Here is a 14126-nt window from a genome sequence, read left to right as displayed (position 1 = left end):
GCGAAGTGGCGGTGCGTGCATATTTATGCTTTGCGATTGGAAAATTAGTAGCATCACCATGGAAAGAGGCTGATCGCATGGCAAGAGATTTACCCATAGGAAATGGGAATGTGCTCATAAATTTTGATGCTGCTTATAATATTCGTGACATGTATTACCCTTTAGTAGGTCAAGAGAATCAATCTAGCGATCATCTTTCACATTTCGGTATTTGGTGTGCGCAAGATTTCTTCTGGATCGACAATCCTGAGGTTTCAAAAAAGCTGAATTACCTCGAAGACTCGCTGGTTACAAACGTGGAAGGCATGCATGAGAGGCTGGGTTTAAACTTCGTTATCCGCGACGGCGTTGATGTTCAGCACAATGTGTTTTTGCGTAAAATTAAGCTGGAGAACCTTTTTGAAGCCCAAAGAGAGATCAAGCTTTACTTTCATTTGGATCTGCAAATCTATGGAAACGGGGTCGGAGATACCATTTATTTTGACCCTGAGCTAAATTCTCTTGTTTTCTATAAGGGGCATCGTTATATGTCATTGTCCGGTTTATCCCCAGATGCCGATCAGCCATTCCCGAGCGGTTACGCAACAGGGCAAAAAGGGATACACGGTCTCGAAGGCACATGGCGTGATGCGGAAGACGGTCAACTAGGGGGAAATCCGATCGCACAGGGCTCGGTTGATGGGACGCTTGAATTAACGATGCAGCTGCCTCCCAAGAGCTCCAAAGAGGCTTGGTTTTGGATTTGCTTTGGCCATACGAAGCAGGAAGTGGAGCGAATGGAAAGCATGCTGCGTACGGAGACGCCCCAAGCATTACTCCAACGCACGCATAATCATTGGGTGAAGTGGGTCAACCAGGATGCTCATCAGCTCTCCTTGCTGAAGCCGGATTTGGCCTCTTTTTATAAAAGGTGCTTGCTGATCACAAGGACGAACGTTGACAATCGCGGCGCAATCATTGCAGCGAATGACTCGGATATTTTGAAGTTTGCCAAAGATACCTACTCCTATATGTGGCCGCGGGACGGAGCGCTTGTTTCTCACGCTTTAGACCGGGCCGGGTACTATGAGCTGTCCAGTAAATTTTTTGACTTTTGTAAGAAAGTGTTGACACCAGAAGGCTATCTCATGCACAAGTATAATCCGGATAGCTCAGTAGGCTCAAGCTGGCACCCTTGGGTGGATGGTCAGGGCAAAAAGCAGCTAGCCATTCAAGAGGATGAAACGGCTCTCGTGCTTTATACATTGTGGCATCATCATAAGCTGGCTGGTACGCTGGAACGTTCCCGCGAGGACTATGAGAAGCTTGTCCAACCGGCGGCGGACTTCCTTGTCCATTATCGGGATGCATCGGGTTTGCCGCTGCCCTCCTACGATCTTTGGGAAGAACGTTATGGCGTTCTTGCCTTTACTGTTGCCTCTGTACATGCAGGCCTGGTTGCCGCCGCTCGTTTCGCTGACTACCATCAGGATAAAGCGCGTGCCGTCTATTATACGGATGTTGCCGATCAGGTGAAAAAGGCAGCGGAACAGCAGCTGTTCGCCGCTGACCAAAATCGCTTTTTACGGGCATTATATTGGAGCTATGAAACAAACCAATATGTGCCGGACTATACGCTGGATATGAGCATGTATGGGTTGTTCGATTTCGGATTATTTGAGCTGGAAGATCCTAGGATCGTGGAGACGATGCGGATTCTGAAAGAGAAATTGTGGGTACAAACGGATATCGGCGGCATTGCGAGGTATGAAAATGACTACTACCATCAGGTAACGAACGATGTTGCTAAAGTGCCCGGCAATCCTTGGTTTATTTGTACGCTGTGGTATGCGGAATGGCTGGTGGCATCTGCCAAAACGGCCGATGATCTGCAGGAAGCGGAAAATCTGATGCGTTGGGCTATTGGCCATGCATTGCCGTCAGGCACGATGGCTGAGCAGGTGCATCCTTTCACAGGAGCTCCGCTTTCCGTTTCGCCACTTACGTGGTCCCACGCTTCCTTCATTAAAGTGACGCAGGAATATTTGTCAAAGTTAAAGATATTCACCCGGACGGGAACGAAGCAAGCGACGGATGCCAGCGAGGACAAAGTGCTGGAGCCGGTTGTTCATTAGCTGGAAGGAGACCAAGAGATGAAAGCTATTCGCGTCAAACAATTGCGGCAGGGCAACCCTTCCATTGTTTTGGAAACCGTGGACGATCCTGTGATTTCACATCCGCAAGAGGTCATTGTCAAAGTTTTGGCAGTGGGGCTGGACGGCACGGATAAGGAAATTTTGCAGGAAAAATACGGCGTTCCTCCCCATGGGGAAAACGATTTGACCACAGGACATGAATCCCTTGGGGTCGTAACCGAGGCTGGGGCGGAGAGCGGATTTCAGCCCGGCGATCTCGTCACCGCGATTGTCAGGCGGCCCTGCCGAAATCAAACCTGCGTCAATTGCCGCAACGGTCACTCTGACTTCTGCCAAACCGGTGAATTCGTGGAACGCGGCATCAAAGGCGCCCACGGCTTTCTCTCCGAGTTCTACAAGGAGGAGGGGCGCTACTTGGTGCAGGTGCCGTCTGAGCTGCTTGAGCACGGCGTGCTTGTCGAGCCGCAGAGCATCGTCGAGAAGGTGTGGGATCAGGTGCTGCGCGTGCAGCAGCGGCTGATTTGGGAGCCGAGAACAGCGCTCATTCTCGGCTCCGGCCCGCTGGGGCTGCTCGCCGCGATGACCTGCCGGCTGTTGGGGCTGGACGTCTACGTCTGGTCCAAATCCCCGCAGGACAGTCTGCAAGCGCAGCTTGTGAAGGACTGCGGGGGTGTGTTTCAGCCAGCCGAGGAGGGCGGCCTTAGCTTGACGGCTTATGCCGAAGGGCTCGGCAAGCCGTTGGATCTGATCCTCGAGTGCACGGGCTTCAGCCCGCTCGCTTTCGAGGCCATGTCTGTGCTGGCGCCGAACGGCGTGCTGGCGCTGCTCGGGGTCACGCCGGCTGACCGCAAGCTGGAGATTCCTTCCGACATGCTCAATCAGAGCATGGTGCTGGAGAACAAATGCGTGATCGGTTCGGTGAACGCGGCGCGCAAAGATTTTGAGACGGCCATCTACCGGCTGCAGCAGATGGAGAAGACGTATCCCGGTTGGCTGGACCGTTTGGTCACCAACCGGATGAAGCTGGATGCTGTGCCGCAGCTGGATTTTGCGAGCATCCCGATCAAAGCGGTCGTCGACATCGTCCCGATGGAGCAGTGGCGCGAGCTGGTGAAGCAGACGAACGAGGTGGCGTATAGCTTTTCGGTTTAAGCAGGCTGGTTGTGGCCTGCTTTTTTTGTTTGGGGCGTGCGCGGATGAGGGGCGCGAGGGGGGGACGGCCGGCTCGCGGGAGTGGATGCGGATGGGAGGGTTTTAGACCATTCGAGAAGGTACAAAAGGCCGTCTCAGGCGCTGAGCCGACGAGAAGAAGCCACGAGCCGTCCGAAAAGGCCGTCTCGCGTGAATGAGAAGCGGATGGGAGGGCTTTAGCCCATCCGAGAAGGTACAAAAGTCCGTCTCAGGCGCTTAGCCGGCCAGAAAAAGCCTCGAGCCGTCCGAAAAGGCTTTCTCGCGTGAAGGATACACGGATGGGTGGGCTTTAGCCCATCCGAGAGGTTATGATAGGCCGTCTCAGGCACTAAACCGGCAAGATGAGGCCTCGAGCCGTCTGAAAAGGTCGGCTCAGGAGCTGAGCCGGGCAAGAAGAAGCCGCGAGCCGTCCAAAAAGGCCGTCTCGCGTGAAGGATATGCGGATGGGAGGGCTTTAGCCCATCCGAGAGGGCACAAAAGGCCGTCTCGATCAGGCAAAATGCAATCGGAGGTGCCCCCGCCCTGAGTTAACGCTGTAAAACAGTCTTAACTCACGAAATGCCTCCGTTCCCGCCCCACAGCACCGCCGAAACGCTGTTTTACAGCGTTAACTCGCGCACCTCGCCACAAATGCCCTCGTTAACACTGTAAAACAGTCTTAACTCACGAAATGCCTCCGTTCCCGCCCCACAGCACCGCCGAAACGCTGTTTTACAGCGTTAACTCGCGCTCCCCGCCCAAACTGCCCTCGTTAACACTGTAAAACAGTCTTAACTCACGCATCGATCCCCGTTCCCGCCGCACAACCCCGCCGAAACGCTGTTTTACAGCGTTAACTCGCGCTCCCCGGACAAAATGCCCTCATTAGCTGTGTATAACTTTCCTCTCCCAAAAGGTTAGACTTCCCTGTATAATTTTTCTATAATAATGGAAAGAGGAGGACGAGCACAAATGTCAAAAAAATTTTTTAGGGAAAACGGCATGCACCTGTCATGGCTGCTAGCTTTAATCGCCACACTAGGGAGCCTGTATTTCTCAGAAATTATGCACTTCATACCGTGCAAATTATGCTGGTATCAACGCATTCTGATGTACCCGCTGGTCGTTATTTTGGGAATCGCAGCCGTGCGCAAAGACTATAAGCTGACGATCTATGTATTGCCTTTGACGATATGGGGAGCCTGCATTTCTGTTTATCACGTATTGCTGCAATCCGGAGTTTTTCACGAATCCGCAACGAGCTGCGGGCCTATTCCCTGTGACGTGGATTACTTGAACTGGCTTGGATTTATTACGATTCCAATGCTTGCCGGAACAGCTTTTATTTTGATCAGCATTCTCCAATATTTGACTTACCGAGCTACGAAATAAACACTACGCACCAAAAATAGGCAGGTAATTTGTCAGGCGCTGTCGAAATGAATACCGAACGTATTCATTCCAAACGAGGTGCTAAGATGACACCAATTACTAAAAGTGCTGCACTGCTGATCCTGCTAAGCGCAACATTGGTCGGTTGTGCAGACAAAAGCCTGGTTTCCCCTGCTGCCGAAGCTGTAACACCAAGTCCGCAAACGACAGCGAAAGCGCCGACGAAAGCGGAATCACCTAAGCCGACGCCAACACCAACTTCAACTCCTAAACCATCAGCAACTCCCATACCGACTCCAACGCCTACGGCGGCTCCAAGTGCAACTCCGCACCCAACGACTGCCCCTAGCCCGAGTGCATCAGCAAAGCCTGCAGCGGACACGACAAAACCGAAACCAACCGCAGGGGACAAGGTGCCCTATTCGTGGTACTACATGAAGAAGAAAACGGGTCAGGTTCCTGACTTTCCGAAAGAAACGAAATCATTTACCGCGGATCAGAAAGCCGTATGGGTGGGGACCGGGAAAAAGGTTTACTTAACCATCGACGCCGGCGGCCCGCTGATCGAAGTGGATTTGATGTTGAAATCGTTGAAGGAAAACGGTGTGAAAGCGAACTTTTTCATTTCAGGCAACAATATTAAGAAAAATCCGGACTATTTAAAAAGAGTTGTGGAGGATGGCCATTTTGTTGCCAACCATACGATGACACACAACGATTTCAATGAGCTGAGTGATGATCAGATTCGCAAGGAAATTACGGATTTTGAAGCGCTGTACAAAAAGCTGACGGGCAAAGAAGTCGAGAAATATTTCCGTTTCCCTTACGGCCACTACAATATGCATAACTTGAGTTTAGTATCGAGCATGGGATATACCTCCGTCTTTTGGTCGACGGCGATGAAGGATTGGGAGCCGAGAGCGAATGGCGCAGAGGATCCATACAATGATATTATGAATAATTTGCATGATGGCAACGTTATTTTGATGCACCAGGGATCATTGGAAAACATGCAGGCGCTCTCGCGCATTTGCAAAGAGATCAAGAAGAAAGGCTATGAGTTCGCACTTGTGAATGATTTGCAGCCCCCCAAATAGGTAACGGACCAATAATCAATGTCTCAAGCCTAGGTACCTTTCAGCTTGTACGTTCATATTCTATCCATGTGGCCTGTGAATTTCATTAACCGGCAAAGGAAGCGGATAGGTGTGCAGCAAGCGATAGCCGTACTGGACTCCGGTGTCGGAGGATTAACTGTAGTCAAAGAACTCATGAGACAGCTGCCGCAAGAAAAAGTGATTTATTTCGGCGATACGGCCCGAAGTCCTTATGGCCCGCGATCTCCCTCTGAAGTACGCACATTTACCCGGCAAATCGTGGATTACTTAATTCAATTTAATCCTAAAATGATAGTGATCGCTTGCAACACGGCAACCGCTGTTGCCATAGAAGATATACGCGAACATGTCCCGATTCCAGTGTTGGGTGTTATCTCACCAGGGGCGAGAGCCGCGATTAAGCATACGCGAAGCGGGATTGTTGGGGTAATTGGCACCGATGGAACGATCCGCAGCAAAGCATATGAACATGCGCTGCGGTTAATTTCCCCGGGCATTCAGGTGTATAGCGAGCCTTGCCCGCTCTTGGCCCCTTTCGTAGAGAAAGGGCTGTTTGGCAGGGAACAAGAACAGGAAATTGTGGAGCAATCGCTTCGTCCGCTCATTGGCAAGCCGATCGATTGCTTAATATTGGGCTGTACGCATTATCCGTTTCTGATGGAACCGATCTCCCGGGTGATGGGGCCGAAAGTGACGTTGATCTCATCGGCCGACGAAACGGCCAGAGAAATCAGCGCGATTCTGTATCACCGAGAGATGATGGAAACGTCCGGATTGTTGCCAATCCATCAATTTTTTTGCAGCGGAGATCCCGTACTATTTAAGCGAATAACAGAAAGTTGGCTCAAAGAGCAGATTGCCATTACACCTGTCGTTTGGCAGGTGCCTACCATTTTTTGAAGAGGCTGTCCCCAGTCATTTCTATGACCTGTGGGATAGCTTGTTGTGTACTTATACTTCTGTGGTTTTCCATTTATATTCCCTAAGAGGTCATTTTTCGAGCAATTTAGAGGGAGATTTTCCAGTTAGCTTCACCCTTCCGGCAGATAGCATCATTACACCCGCATGAATCCAGAGCGGCAGGCATATTCATAACCTACGTAGGAGATCAAAGAGCTGTGAGGTGGTCGTATGGTAGGGTACGGATATGGGACGCTTTGCGATGAATTGAATCGGCTCAGCAGGATTTATCCTTTCCTGCAAGTCGAAGTTATAGGGGAAAGTGTGATGGGGAAAGGCATCCCTGCGCTGCGCATCGGCCAAGGTGCGAGAGAGCTGCATGTCAACGCAGCGGTTCATGCCAATGAGTGGATTACGACGCCCCTGATCATGCAGTTTGTAGAGGATCTTGCTTGCTCGTATGCCAGAGGGACGGCTTGGCATGGCAGGAACACGAGGCGTCTCCTTTCGGAGTATTCGCTCTGGGTCGTTCCCATGGTGAATCCCGATGGCGTTGAGCTCGTGCTGAACGGCGTTAGCTCTGAGCATCCGTTCCAAGCCAACCTGCTGGAATGGAATGAAGGTGAGCCGGATTTCAGCAGCTGGAAAGCGAATATACGCGGCGTGGACCTTAATGATCAATTTCCTGCCCATTGGGAGGAAGAAGCTGAACGAAGAGGGCAGCCCGGACCCGGTCCACGCGATTATGGCGGGGAGAAGCCACTAACTGAACCTGAGGCTGTGGCGCTCGCTCGTTTTACAGAATATCATCCTTTCGAGTTCGTCGTTTCGCTGCATACGCAAGGAAGGGAAATCTACTGGAATTACCGTGGGTACGAACCGCCGGAATCGGAGGCGTTTGCGGAGCAATTAGCCAAAGTCAGCGGATATGAGCCGGTAAAATTAACGGATAGTGACGCAGGCTACAAAGATTGGTTTATTCAGCATTTTCGCAGGCCCGGATTTACGGTCGAAGTGGGGGTTGGTGTCAATCCGCTACCCGCGGAATCCTTTGCCGAGTTGTATGCCGAGATTGCCCCGATTCTTCTGACTGCGCTGGATTTGCAAACCGTTAACCAATAGACAAGTACTGAGAAGTATACCTTGCTTCCCAAGAACCGTTATGTCCAGAGTTCATATACTGGAATAAGGAAATGGCTAGGAGGCGAGGATATGGCACCACCAAAAGGGAAGGGCAAGGTCGCGAAGAAGAAAGTTGTATCATCCAGAGAGCAGTATACGATGAAGATTGTGGAGTCTTCCACCTGTGCGGTATGTAAAACGCAATGCACGAGAGGACTTCGATACTTGGCTTTAATGGCCCAGCCGGGTGCTGTCGGCAGAGGGGTTCCATGTATTTTAACAAGAAGAAAAATCAATGGGTAATCAATGAAAAAAGTCCGCGCCCGCAAAAATGAGGCATGGACTTTTCTTTATTTTACCTGTAAGGGATATGTTCATGCGGGATGGAGCATTTATTCTGAATCCAATGGATCTGGTTCTCAAGCCGGTTGCGCTGCTCTTGGGACCCTTGAAATTGTTCCAGCTCTTGGATGAGATTATGCAAGTCAGAGCTCGCATTCGCGCAGTCGTAGCTGCTTTCTAAATTGTCTAGCATAGGCGATCCTCCTGATGTTCCATTTTCCTTATTTATGTCCTTTGCTGCTTTTCTGATCTTGTGTTCTTGTCGTTGTATTTTTTCTGGATTGACCTTGCTGCTTATGATCTGCTGACATGGTTGTTCACTCCTTGGATATGGTTGTTATAGTTGTTGGACAGTGCGAGCTTATTATAAGCAGTTCACTGATTTTGATACAGCCGTTTTTGTAAAAAAATAAAAACCCAGCGAGCGATGGGTATCGTCCGTTGGGTTATATGCTATGACACAGAGTACGCTTAATGGTTGGCATGGAGCAGTTTATCTTCAAGGCGTTGCTTTACCTTTTTGATGGCGTCTGTCTCTAATTTTTGGTTCATGGTGAACTTCGCGCCAGTTAATGCAAGCGCTTCCTTAACAGTCATTTCTACATAAATAATCTCTTCGCCTTGTGGAATTTGAACGGAATTCTGATTCATTTTCATCACTCCTATGTCAACTTTTTGAAGAGGAAACCTTGATTTGTCGCACTTTTAATATAACATATCATGTAAGGTTAAACAAGGGTTATTAAGACCTATTTATTAAAGAAGATTGTCGGAAGGAAGGTCGGACAGAAGCGAAAAAATCACACCAAACGCCAGCATATGCTGAGCCGTTTAGCGTGATTTTCACAATTAACTATAGCAGCGAATCTCTATAATTTCAGCTCTTGCAGTTCCGTTCGTTGACTCCACAAGTACGCGCAGCCGGTCGGTCTCTACAGCTTCGGCGAATGAATGTGTATGATGGCGAGTATGATTATCGATACCTTCGGCCACTGTTTTCCAGTCTCCTCCGATACAGGCTTGCAGCTTATAGTCTTTAACCAGATCGGGAATAATCTCGAACTCTGTCCGATGGTGATGCAAATTAATGAGGTCTTCATTGACGTCGTCATTGAGCGTAAGGTGCACGGTGCGGATCGGAACTGGTACCGGCCAACTGACTTCCAGCCATTGCGGCTTACCGGCCGCCATCACAGCCGACGACCATAGATTAGGGCCTCCATATGGCCGTTTATAGCCATTAGCTGCTTTATCCGCCGCAAATGCGGAAGTCGGCGAGAGCAGCCGGAAGCAAACCGGCTTGCGAACAAAATCTTTGGAGCTCCAATCGATGACCGGCTGGTGATGATGCATGTCGCCGAAATCCGCGGAATCAGCCGTGTCTTCTTTCTTGAAGGAGAGGACGCCGGACTGAGGTTTTGCGGACAAGTGTACAGACAGAGCCGGATTGCTCTTAAGAATAATAAACGCATTCTGAGCCGTGTCCGGGTGCCAGCTGAGCGGTGCTTCTATCCACTGTCCGATTCCTTTGGCTACAGCTACTTGAACGGCTGTAACTTGGGTGTGCGGGACATAGTTTTGCGGCTTCCCTGTGCTCCACAGCTCAACTGTGAGCACTGTAGCTTCCGAGGCATCCACCAGCAGCTCGACGCCCTCAATAAACGGATCTGCGGGCACGAGAACCGCAGTATGCGCGGTAAGCGGCATGACTCCCGCAGACTCTTCAAGAGCGAGCTGCGTCAAAGTGCTGGACGCTGTCAAAGAAGCGCAGAGCACGAGGTCTGACGCATCCTCGTTTCTTACGCCGAGCACGGCGGCATCCTGCCGCAGCAGCGTCTGCTGCAGCTCGCACAGGTGGCTGCCGTGCAGCTCGCGAGGCGTGATGCCCTTCGCTGCGCAGAGAGCGGCGCCAGTGCCCGCGGCTTCGCCGATGACGGCGCAGGTCGCCATGACGCGCGTCGTGCCAAAAGCAACGTGGGACGCGCTGATATTGCGCCCGGCCATCAACATATTCGATACGTTGGACGAATAGAGGGAACGGAACGGGATATGGTAGCTGCCGTCCATATGCATATGTTTGGATCCTTTTGCCGTGGCATACATCCCTTGCGGCGGGTGCAAGTCGATCGACCAGCCGCCGAAGGCTACGCGGTCTTCAAACAGCTCCTGTGCAATGACATCGTTCTGATTCAGCACGTAGTCTCCTACGAAACGACGGTACTCCCTTTTCCCCGGAACGGAACCGATCCATTCGAGCGTGAGGTTTTCGCTATCGAATTTACCGGAATTTTTGATATAATCCCAAATCCCGTAAATAGCGGACGACAGCTCGTCGCGAATTTTTTCATTGTCATGAACCGTATCCAGCTCGCCGCCCCATTCAATCCACCAGTAAGCGCATCCATTATCTCCGCTGCGAATGACGCGCTTCATCGGAATGGAGGTTTGGGTGATGTCTTTCGCGAAGCTTGGCGGGATGTACTTAACCGGACGCCCTGCGTCTTTTGTATAGAAGAGCAAGGTGCTTCCCAGCGTGATATCATCCGGTACGAGAGGAGCCCACTCTTCATGAAATTCCTCCTGCGCTTCACGGCCAATACGGAACTTCGCACCAGCCAAAAAACCCACTAAACCATCGCCTGTGCAATCCAGATACACACGGCTATCAAAACGGATCCGGCGTTCGGATCCCATCATCCAGCCTGTAACGGACCGGATTGTTCGGGAATTCTCATCTCCGTCAGCTTCAACCTCGTGTACGTCTGTATTCAAGAACAACGTGATGTTTTTTTCGGCTTTCACTTTTTCTAGTACGATCAGGTCCCATATATAGGGATTACCGTCGATATTACGGTATTGGTTTTCCACGAACATTTCACCCATAATACCGGTTTCACGCGCATTGCGGTGAACGCCATGGGAGGTAGCTCCGCACACCCAAACACGAACTTCACTGCTGGCATTGCCGCCAAGTACAGGGCGATTCTGGACTAGCGAAACGGTTTGCCCTAACCTTGCCGCCGCGATTGCTGCACATACGCCTGCCAAGCCTCCGCCGACGACGGTAATATCAGATGTCACGATCTCATGTTTCATAAACAAGCACCTCACTAGTTATCGAATATCTCTGGTTTCATTTTAAGAGAAACTATTCCCAATGAACATGCAGTCAATTACAATGAGCATATACTTTATTTCATTCGTAAGGAGTGGTGAGCTTGGCTGTTCGCGATGTAGCTTTGAAGCTCCTTTCCCACGTGTATTGGCATGAAAAAGCGGAGTTTATGTATGACGAAGACACGTATCCCTGCTGGACGCTTTTTGCCGTGGAAGAGGGGAGATTCTTTTATGGGATCGGCGAGCAAAAGGGGGAAGCGGGATTTGGCGATATCGTGGTATGTCCGCCTCATATTGGTTTTCAAAGGCGAACTCTGGAACCGTTGTCGTTTCATTTTCTGCAGTTTGTCTGGCTTTCAGAACCAAGCGCGGAGGAAGCGGGCATGTGGAGCGGCAAGCTTGCGATTAACGATAGGGAGAGACTGGCCTCCGATTACCTGTATCTGAAACAGCTGTCCGGTTGGGACGAAGAGAGCACGCTGCATAAACAGCATATGCTCAGCGATCTGCTCCGATTGGTTATCATCGGGCGGGACCGCAAAGTCGGATTCCCCTCAGAAAGCGATGACCTAATGGAAAAAGCACGCCAATATTTGACGGATCATGCGTATGGCAGCTTATCCATGTTGGATTTGGCAGAGAGTCTGGCACTCACCCCGGTGCAGTTTACACGCAGGTTTCGCAAAGCTTTTGCGCAAACGCCATCGCAATTTTTGAACGAAATGCGCTTAACGAGGGTGCGCCATTTGCTGGAAGGGTCCGCTTTAACCTTGGATGCCATCGCTGCAAAATGCGGATTTGAAAACGGATTTTATTTAAGCCGCGTGTTTACGCAAAAAATAGGGATGGCTCCTTCGGTGTATCGAAGCATGTATCACGTATAAATAAAAAAAGCCTGCCTTCCATACAAATGGAGGCAGAGCTTTTGAATTAAGGACCAGCATTAGGCAGTCTGCTTTGAGCGTACTCATCTTCCGGCTTGCGTATCCAGCGCTCAAAGTAACCTTGCGTATACAGGGCTTTGAGCAGAATGATCAAGACCGGCGAAAGAATGACACCCGCGACGCCAAACAAGGAAAGGGATACGATCATAAAGGCTAACGTCGTGAACGCCGAAACGCCTAGCGACTCCCCAGTGATCTTAGGTTCCATGATTTGTCTGACAAGAATGACGACAAGCAGCAGGGCGCTTAGCCAGATTGCCAGTGTTGTTTGTCCCACGATAAACAGATAAATGATCCATGGGATGAACAAGGTTGAAACTCCCAGCAATGGCAGGACATCGAAGATAGCAGAGAGCAGAGCGATGGAAAAAGCGTTATTAACGCCGAGCAGCAGCAAGGCGATAAAGATGACGATGAACGTTAAACTTATGAGCTTGAACTGTGCTTTTACATATGAGACGATGCCCTTCACGACATTTTCTTTGAGAAAAAAGAAAACGGATTTGAACGTTTTCGGCGTTTTCTCACTGGCCAGGCGTTTCCAAGAATCGATTTCAATACTGAGGAAGTATGCCAATATGATTCCGACGATGAAGTTGAACATGAAAGTGGAAAAGGAAGTCAGCGAGGCTACTAGTCCGGATAAGAAAGATATGATGAATTTGGAAGCATTCCCTGCAAATTGCCCGGCATATTCTTTGGCTTTGACAATGACATCGGGAGGCAATGTTTGAAACCGATCATTTAATTCACTGATTTTATGTACGATTTGGTCATTAAAGATTGCTTGATAGTCGTCTACTTTATCGACAAGGCTCATGATCTGGCTTGTGAAAATAACGGCGGCACCGGTTAGTGCGCCTAAGATGATCAAGACGAAGAGGATGGTCGAAATGGCTGATGCAATCGACTTGCGCATTCCTTTCCGATTCAGAAACCTAGCTAAAGGCTCGATCATCATGAAAATGATCAGAGCCAGAAAGATAGGCGTCGCGATGCGATACAAATAGCTGAACAACAGCATGAATAAGTAGACGGTTAGAACAATGAGAGCAATGTCAAAGGCAGTTCTCCAATATTTCTTGTAAAAAGAAATCATGCATGTTCCTCCGGGGGACTATTGGTTTATTGTTCGGTCAAAATAACCGGTCCTTGGCTCGTAATCGCAATCGTGTGTTCATATTGAGCGGACAGACTTCCATCGTAAGTTCTTGCAGTCCAGCCGTCGGCATCGACCTTAGAGTGAAATTTGCCGACATTCAGCATCGGTTCGATGGTGAAAACCATGCCTTCTTTGATGCGCGGTCCTTTGCCTGCCGGTCCGTAATGCGGAACCTGCGGTTCTTCATGCATTTCGGAGCCGATTCCGTGTCCGATAAAGTCTCTGACAACGGAGAAGCCGTGTGATTCCGCGTACACTTGAATCGCATGCGAGACATCGCCGATGCGGTTGCCTGGAATCGCTTGTTCAATCCCTTTGTACAAGGATTCTTTCGTTACTTTCAGCAATTTCTCGGCGGTTGGAGAGATGTTTCCAACGGCATAAGACCAAGCGGAATCTGCCAGCCAGCCATCAATTCGCACCACCATGTCAATCGTGACGATATCGCCGTCGTTCAGCGCCTCTTTCTTCGGAAAGCCGTGGCAGATAACGTCGTTAACGGATGCGCAAGTCGCATAAGGGTACCCGTGATAGCCCTTTTGTTCAGGTGTTGCGCCGTGCTTCGCCAGAAAGCCTTCTACGAACTGATCGATTTCCCAGGAGGTGATGCCGGGGCGAATCATTTTGGCGATTTCTTTATGGCAGTCTGCCAGAATGCGTCCGGCTCTGCCCATTTTTTCTATTTGCTCTTTTGTTTTGATTGTAATCACTTATGTCCAACTCC

At 50.1% G+C, this 14126-nt stretch carries 13 protein-coding genes; 8 read left to right on the top strand and 5 right to left on the bottom strand.

Features of this window, described 5'->3' with window-relative positions:
* The first annotated feature begins 77 nt into the window (after positions 1-77).
* The 7 genes from GC097_RS12880 (at position 78) to GC097_RS12850 (ending at position 8140) form a co-directional block, all read left to right on the top strand.
* A complete protein-coding gene (locus GC097_RS12880) occupies positions 78-2114 on the top strand; it encodes a glycoside hydrolase family 15 protein (RefSeq protein WP_171683689.1) in 2037 nt (678 codons plus the stop codon).
* Positions 2115-2132: 18 nt separating this feature from the next.
* Complete coding sequence (locus GC097_RS12875; RefSeq protein ID WP_171683688.1) at positions 2133-3287, top strand: glucose 1-dehydrogenase; 1155 nt, start codon at positions 2133-2135, stop codon at positions 3285-3287.
* Positions 3288-4277: 990 nt separating this feature from the next.
* Complete coding sequence (locus GC097_RS12870) at positions 4278-4697, top strand: disulfide oxidoreductase (RefSeq protein WP_171683687.1); 420 nt, start codon at positions 4278-4280, stop codon at positions 4695-4697.
* 86 nt (positions 4698-4783) lie between these two features.
* Positions 4784-5794: a polysaccharide deacetylase family protein gene (locus tag GC097_RS12865; RefSeq protein ID WP_171683686.1), complete on the top strand. Its 1011-nt coding sequence runs from the start codon at positions 4784-4786 to the stop codon at positions 5792-5794.
* A gap of 111 nt (positions 5795-5905) precedes the next feature.
* Entirely contained in the window at positions 5906-6715 is an 810-nt protein-coding gene (gene racE, locus GC097_RS12860; protein WP_171683685.1) for a glutamate racemase, read from the top strand.
* A gap of 231 nt (positions 6716-6946) precedes the next feature.
* Entirely contained in the window at positions 6947-7837 is an 891-nt protein-coding gene (locus GC097_RS12855; RefSeq protein ID WP_171683684.1) for a M14 family metallopeptidase, read from the top strand.
* Positions 7838-7927: 90 nt separating this feature from the next.
* Entirely contained in the window at positions 7928-8140 is a 213-nt protein-coding gene (locus GC097_RS12850) for a hypothetical protein (protein ID WP_171683410.1), read from the top strand.
* A gap of 52 nt (positions 8141-8192) precedes the next feature.
* Here the strand turns inward: GC097_RS12850 and GC097_RS12845 are convergent, their stop codons facing one another.
* The 3 genes from GC097_RS12845 to GC097_RS12835 all read right to left on the bottom strand — a co-directional run bounded on the left by GC097_RS12845 (position 8193) and on the right by GC097_RS12835 (position 11275).
* Positions 8193-8372 (bottom strand): DUF2524 domain-containing protein, encoded by a 180-nt coding sequence (locus GC097_RS12845; protein ID WP_171683683.1) that lies wholly within the window; start codon positions 8370-8372, stop codon positions 8193-8195.
* Positions 8373-8650: 278 nt separating this feature from the next.
* Positions 8651-8830, bottom strand: a complete 180-nt coding sequence (locus GC097_RS12840) for a hypothetical protein (RefSeq protein ID WP_171683682.1) — start codon at positions 8828-8830, stop codon at positions 8651-8653.
* A 198-nt stretch (positions 8831-9028) separates the two neighbouring features.
* Positions 9029-11275: an FAD-dependent oxidoreductase gene (locus GC097_RS12835; RefSeq protein ID WP_171683681.1), complete on the bottom strand. Its 2247-nt coding sequence runs from the start codon at positions 11273-11275 to the stop codon at positions 9029-9031.
* Positions 11276-11397: 122 nt separating this feature from the next.
* Between GC097_RS12835 and GC097_RS12830 the strand changes: the two genes are divergently transcribed.
* Complete coding sequence (locus tag GC097_RS12830; protein WP_171683680.1) at positions 11398-12180, top strand: helix-turn-helix domain-containing protein; 783 nt, start codon at positions 11398-11400, stop codon at positions 12178-12180.
* Positions 12181-12226: 46 nt separating this feature from the next.
* Here the strand turns inward: GC097_RS12830 and ytvI are convergent, their stop codons facing one another.
* Together ytvI and map are read right to left on the bottom strand one after the other, a co-directional pair.
* On the bottom strand, positions 12227-13339 hold the full coding sequence (ytvI, locus tag GC097_RS12825) for a sporulation integral membrane protein YtvI (RefSeq protein WP_171683679.1): 1113 nt from the start codon (positions 13337-13339) through the stop codon (positions 12227-12229).
* A 26-nt stretch (positions 13340-13365) separates the two neighbouring features.
* Positions 13366-14112 carry a type I methionyl aminopeptidase gene (map, locus tag GC097_RS12820; RefSeq protein WP_171683678.1) on the bottom strand — a complete coding sequence of 249 codons (747 nt, stop codon included), beginning with the start codon at positions 14110-14112 and terminating at the stop codon, positions 13366-13368.
* Positions 14113-14126 lie beyond the last annotated feature (14 nt).

It is taken from the genome of Paenibacillus planticolens (genome assembly GCF_013141725.1).
Lineage (GTDB): Bacteria > Bacillota > Bacilli > Paenibacillales > NBRC-103111 > Paenibacillus_E > Paenibacillus_E planticolens.
This window is presented reverse-complemented; position numbering and strand designations above follow the sequence as displayed.

Coding starts and splice junctions, on each gene's coding strand:
- GC097_RS12865 (WP_171683686.1), top strand. CDS start 4,784: ATGACACCAATTACTAAAAGTGCTGCACTGCTGATCCTGCTAAGCGCA.
- GC097_RS12880 (WP_171683689.1), top strand. CDS start 78: ATGGCAAGAGATTTACCCATAGGAAATGGGAATGTGCTCATAAATTTT.
- GC097_RS12875 (WP_171683688.1), top strand. CDS start 2,133: ATGAAAGCTATTCGCGTCAAACAATTGCGGCAGGGCAACCCTTCCATT.
- GC097_RS12855 (WP_171683684.1), top strand. CDS start 6,947: ATGGTAGGGTACGGATATGGGACGCTTTGCGATGAATTGAATCGGCTC.
- GC097_RS12835 (WP_171683681.1), bottom strand. CDS start 11,275: ATGAAACATGAGATCGTGACATCTGATATTACCGTCGTCGGCGGAGGC.
- ytvI (WP_171683679.1), bottom strand. CDS start 13,339: ATGATTTCTTTTTACAAGAAATATTGGAGAACTGCCTTTGACATTGCT.
- GC097_RS12850 (WP_171683410.1), top strand. CDS start 7,928: ATGGCACCACCAAAAGGGAAGGGCAAGGTCGCGAAGAAGAAAGTTGTA.
- GC097_RS12840 (WP_171683682.1), bottom strand. CDS start 8,830: ATGAATCAGAATTCCGTTCAAATTCCACAAGGCGAAGAGATTATTTAT.
- GC097_RS12845 (WP_171683683.1), bottom strand. CDS start 8,372: ATGCTAGACAATTTAGAAAGCAGCTACGACTGCGCGAATGCGAGCTCT.
- GC097_RS12870 (WP_171683687.1), top strand. CDS start 4,278: ATGTCAAAAAAATTTTTTAGGGAAAACGGCATGCACCTGTCATGGCTG.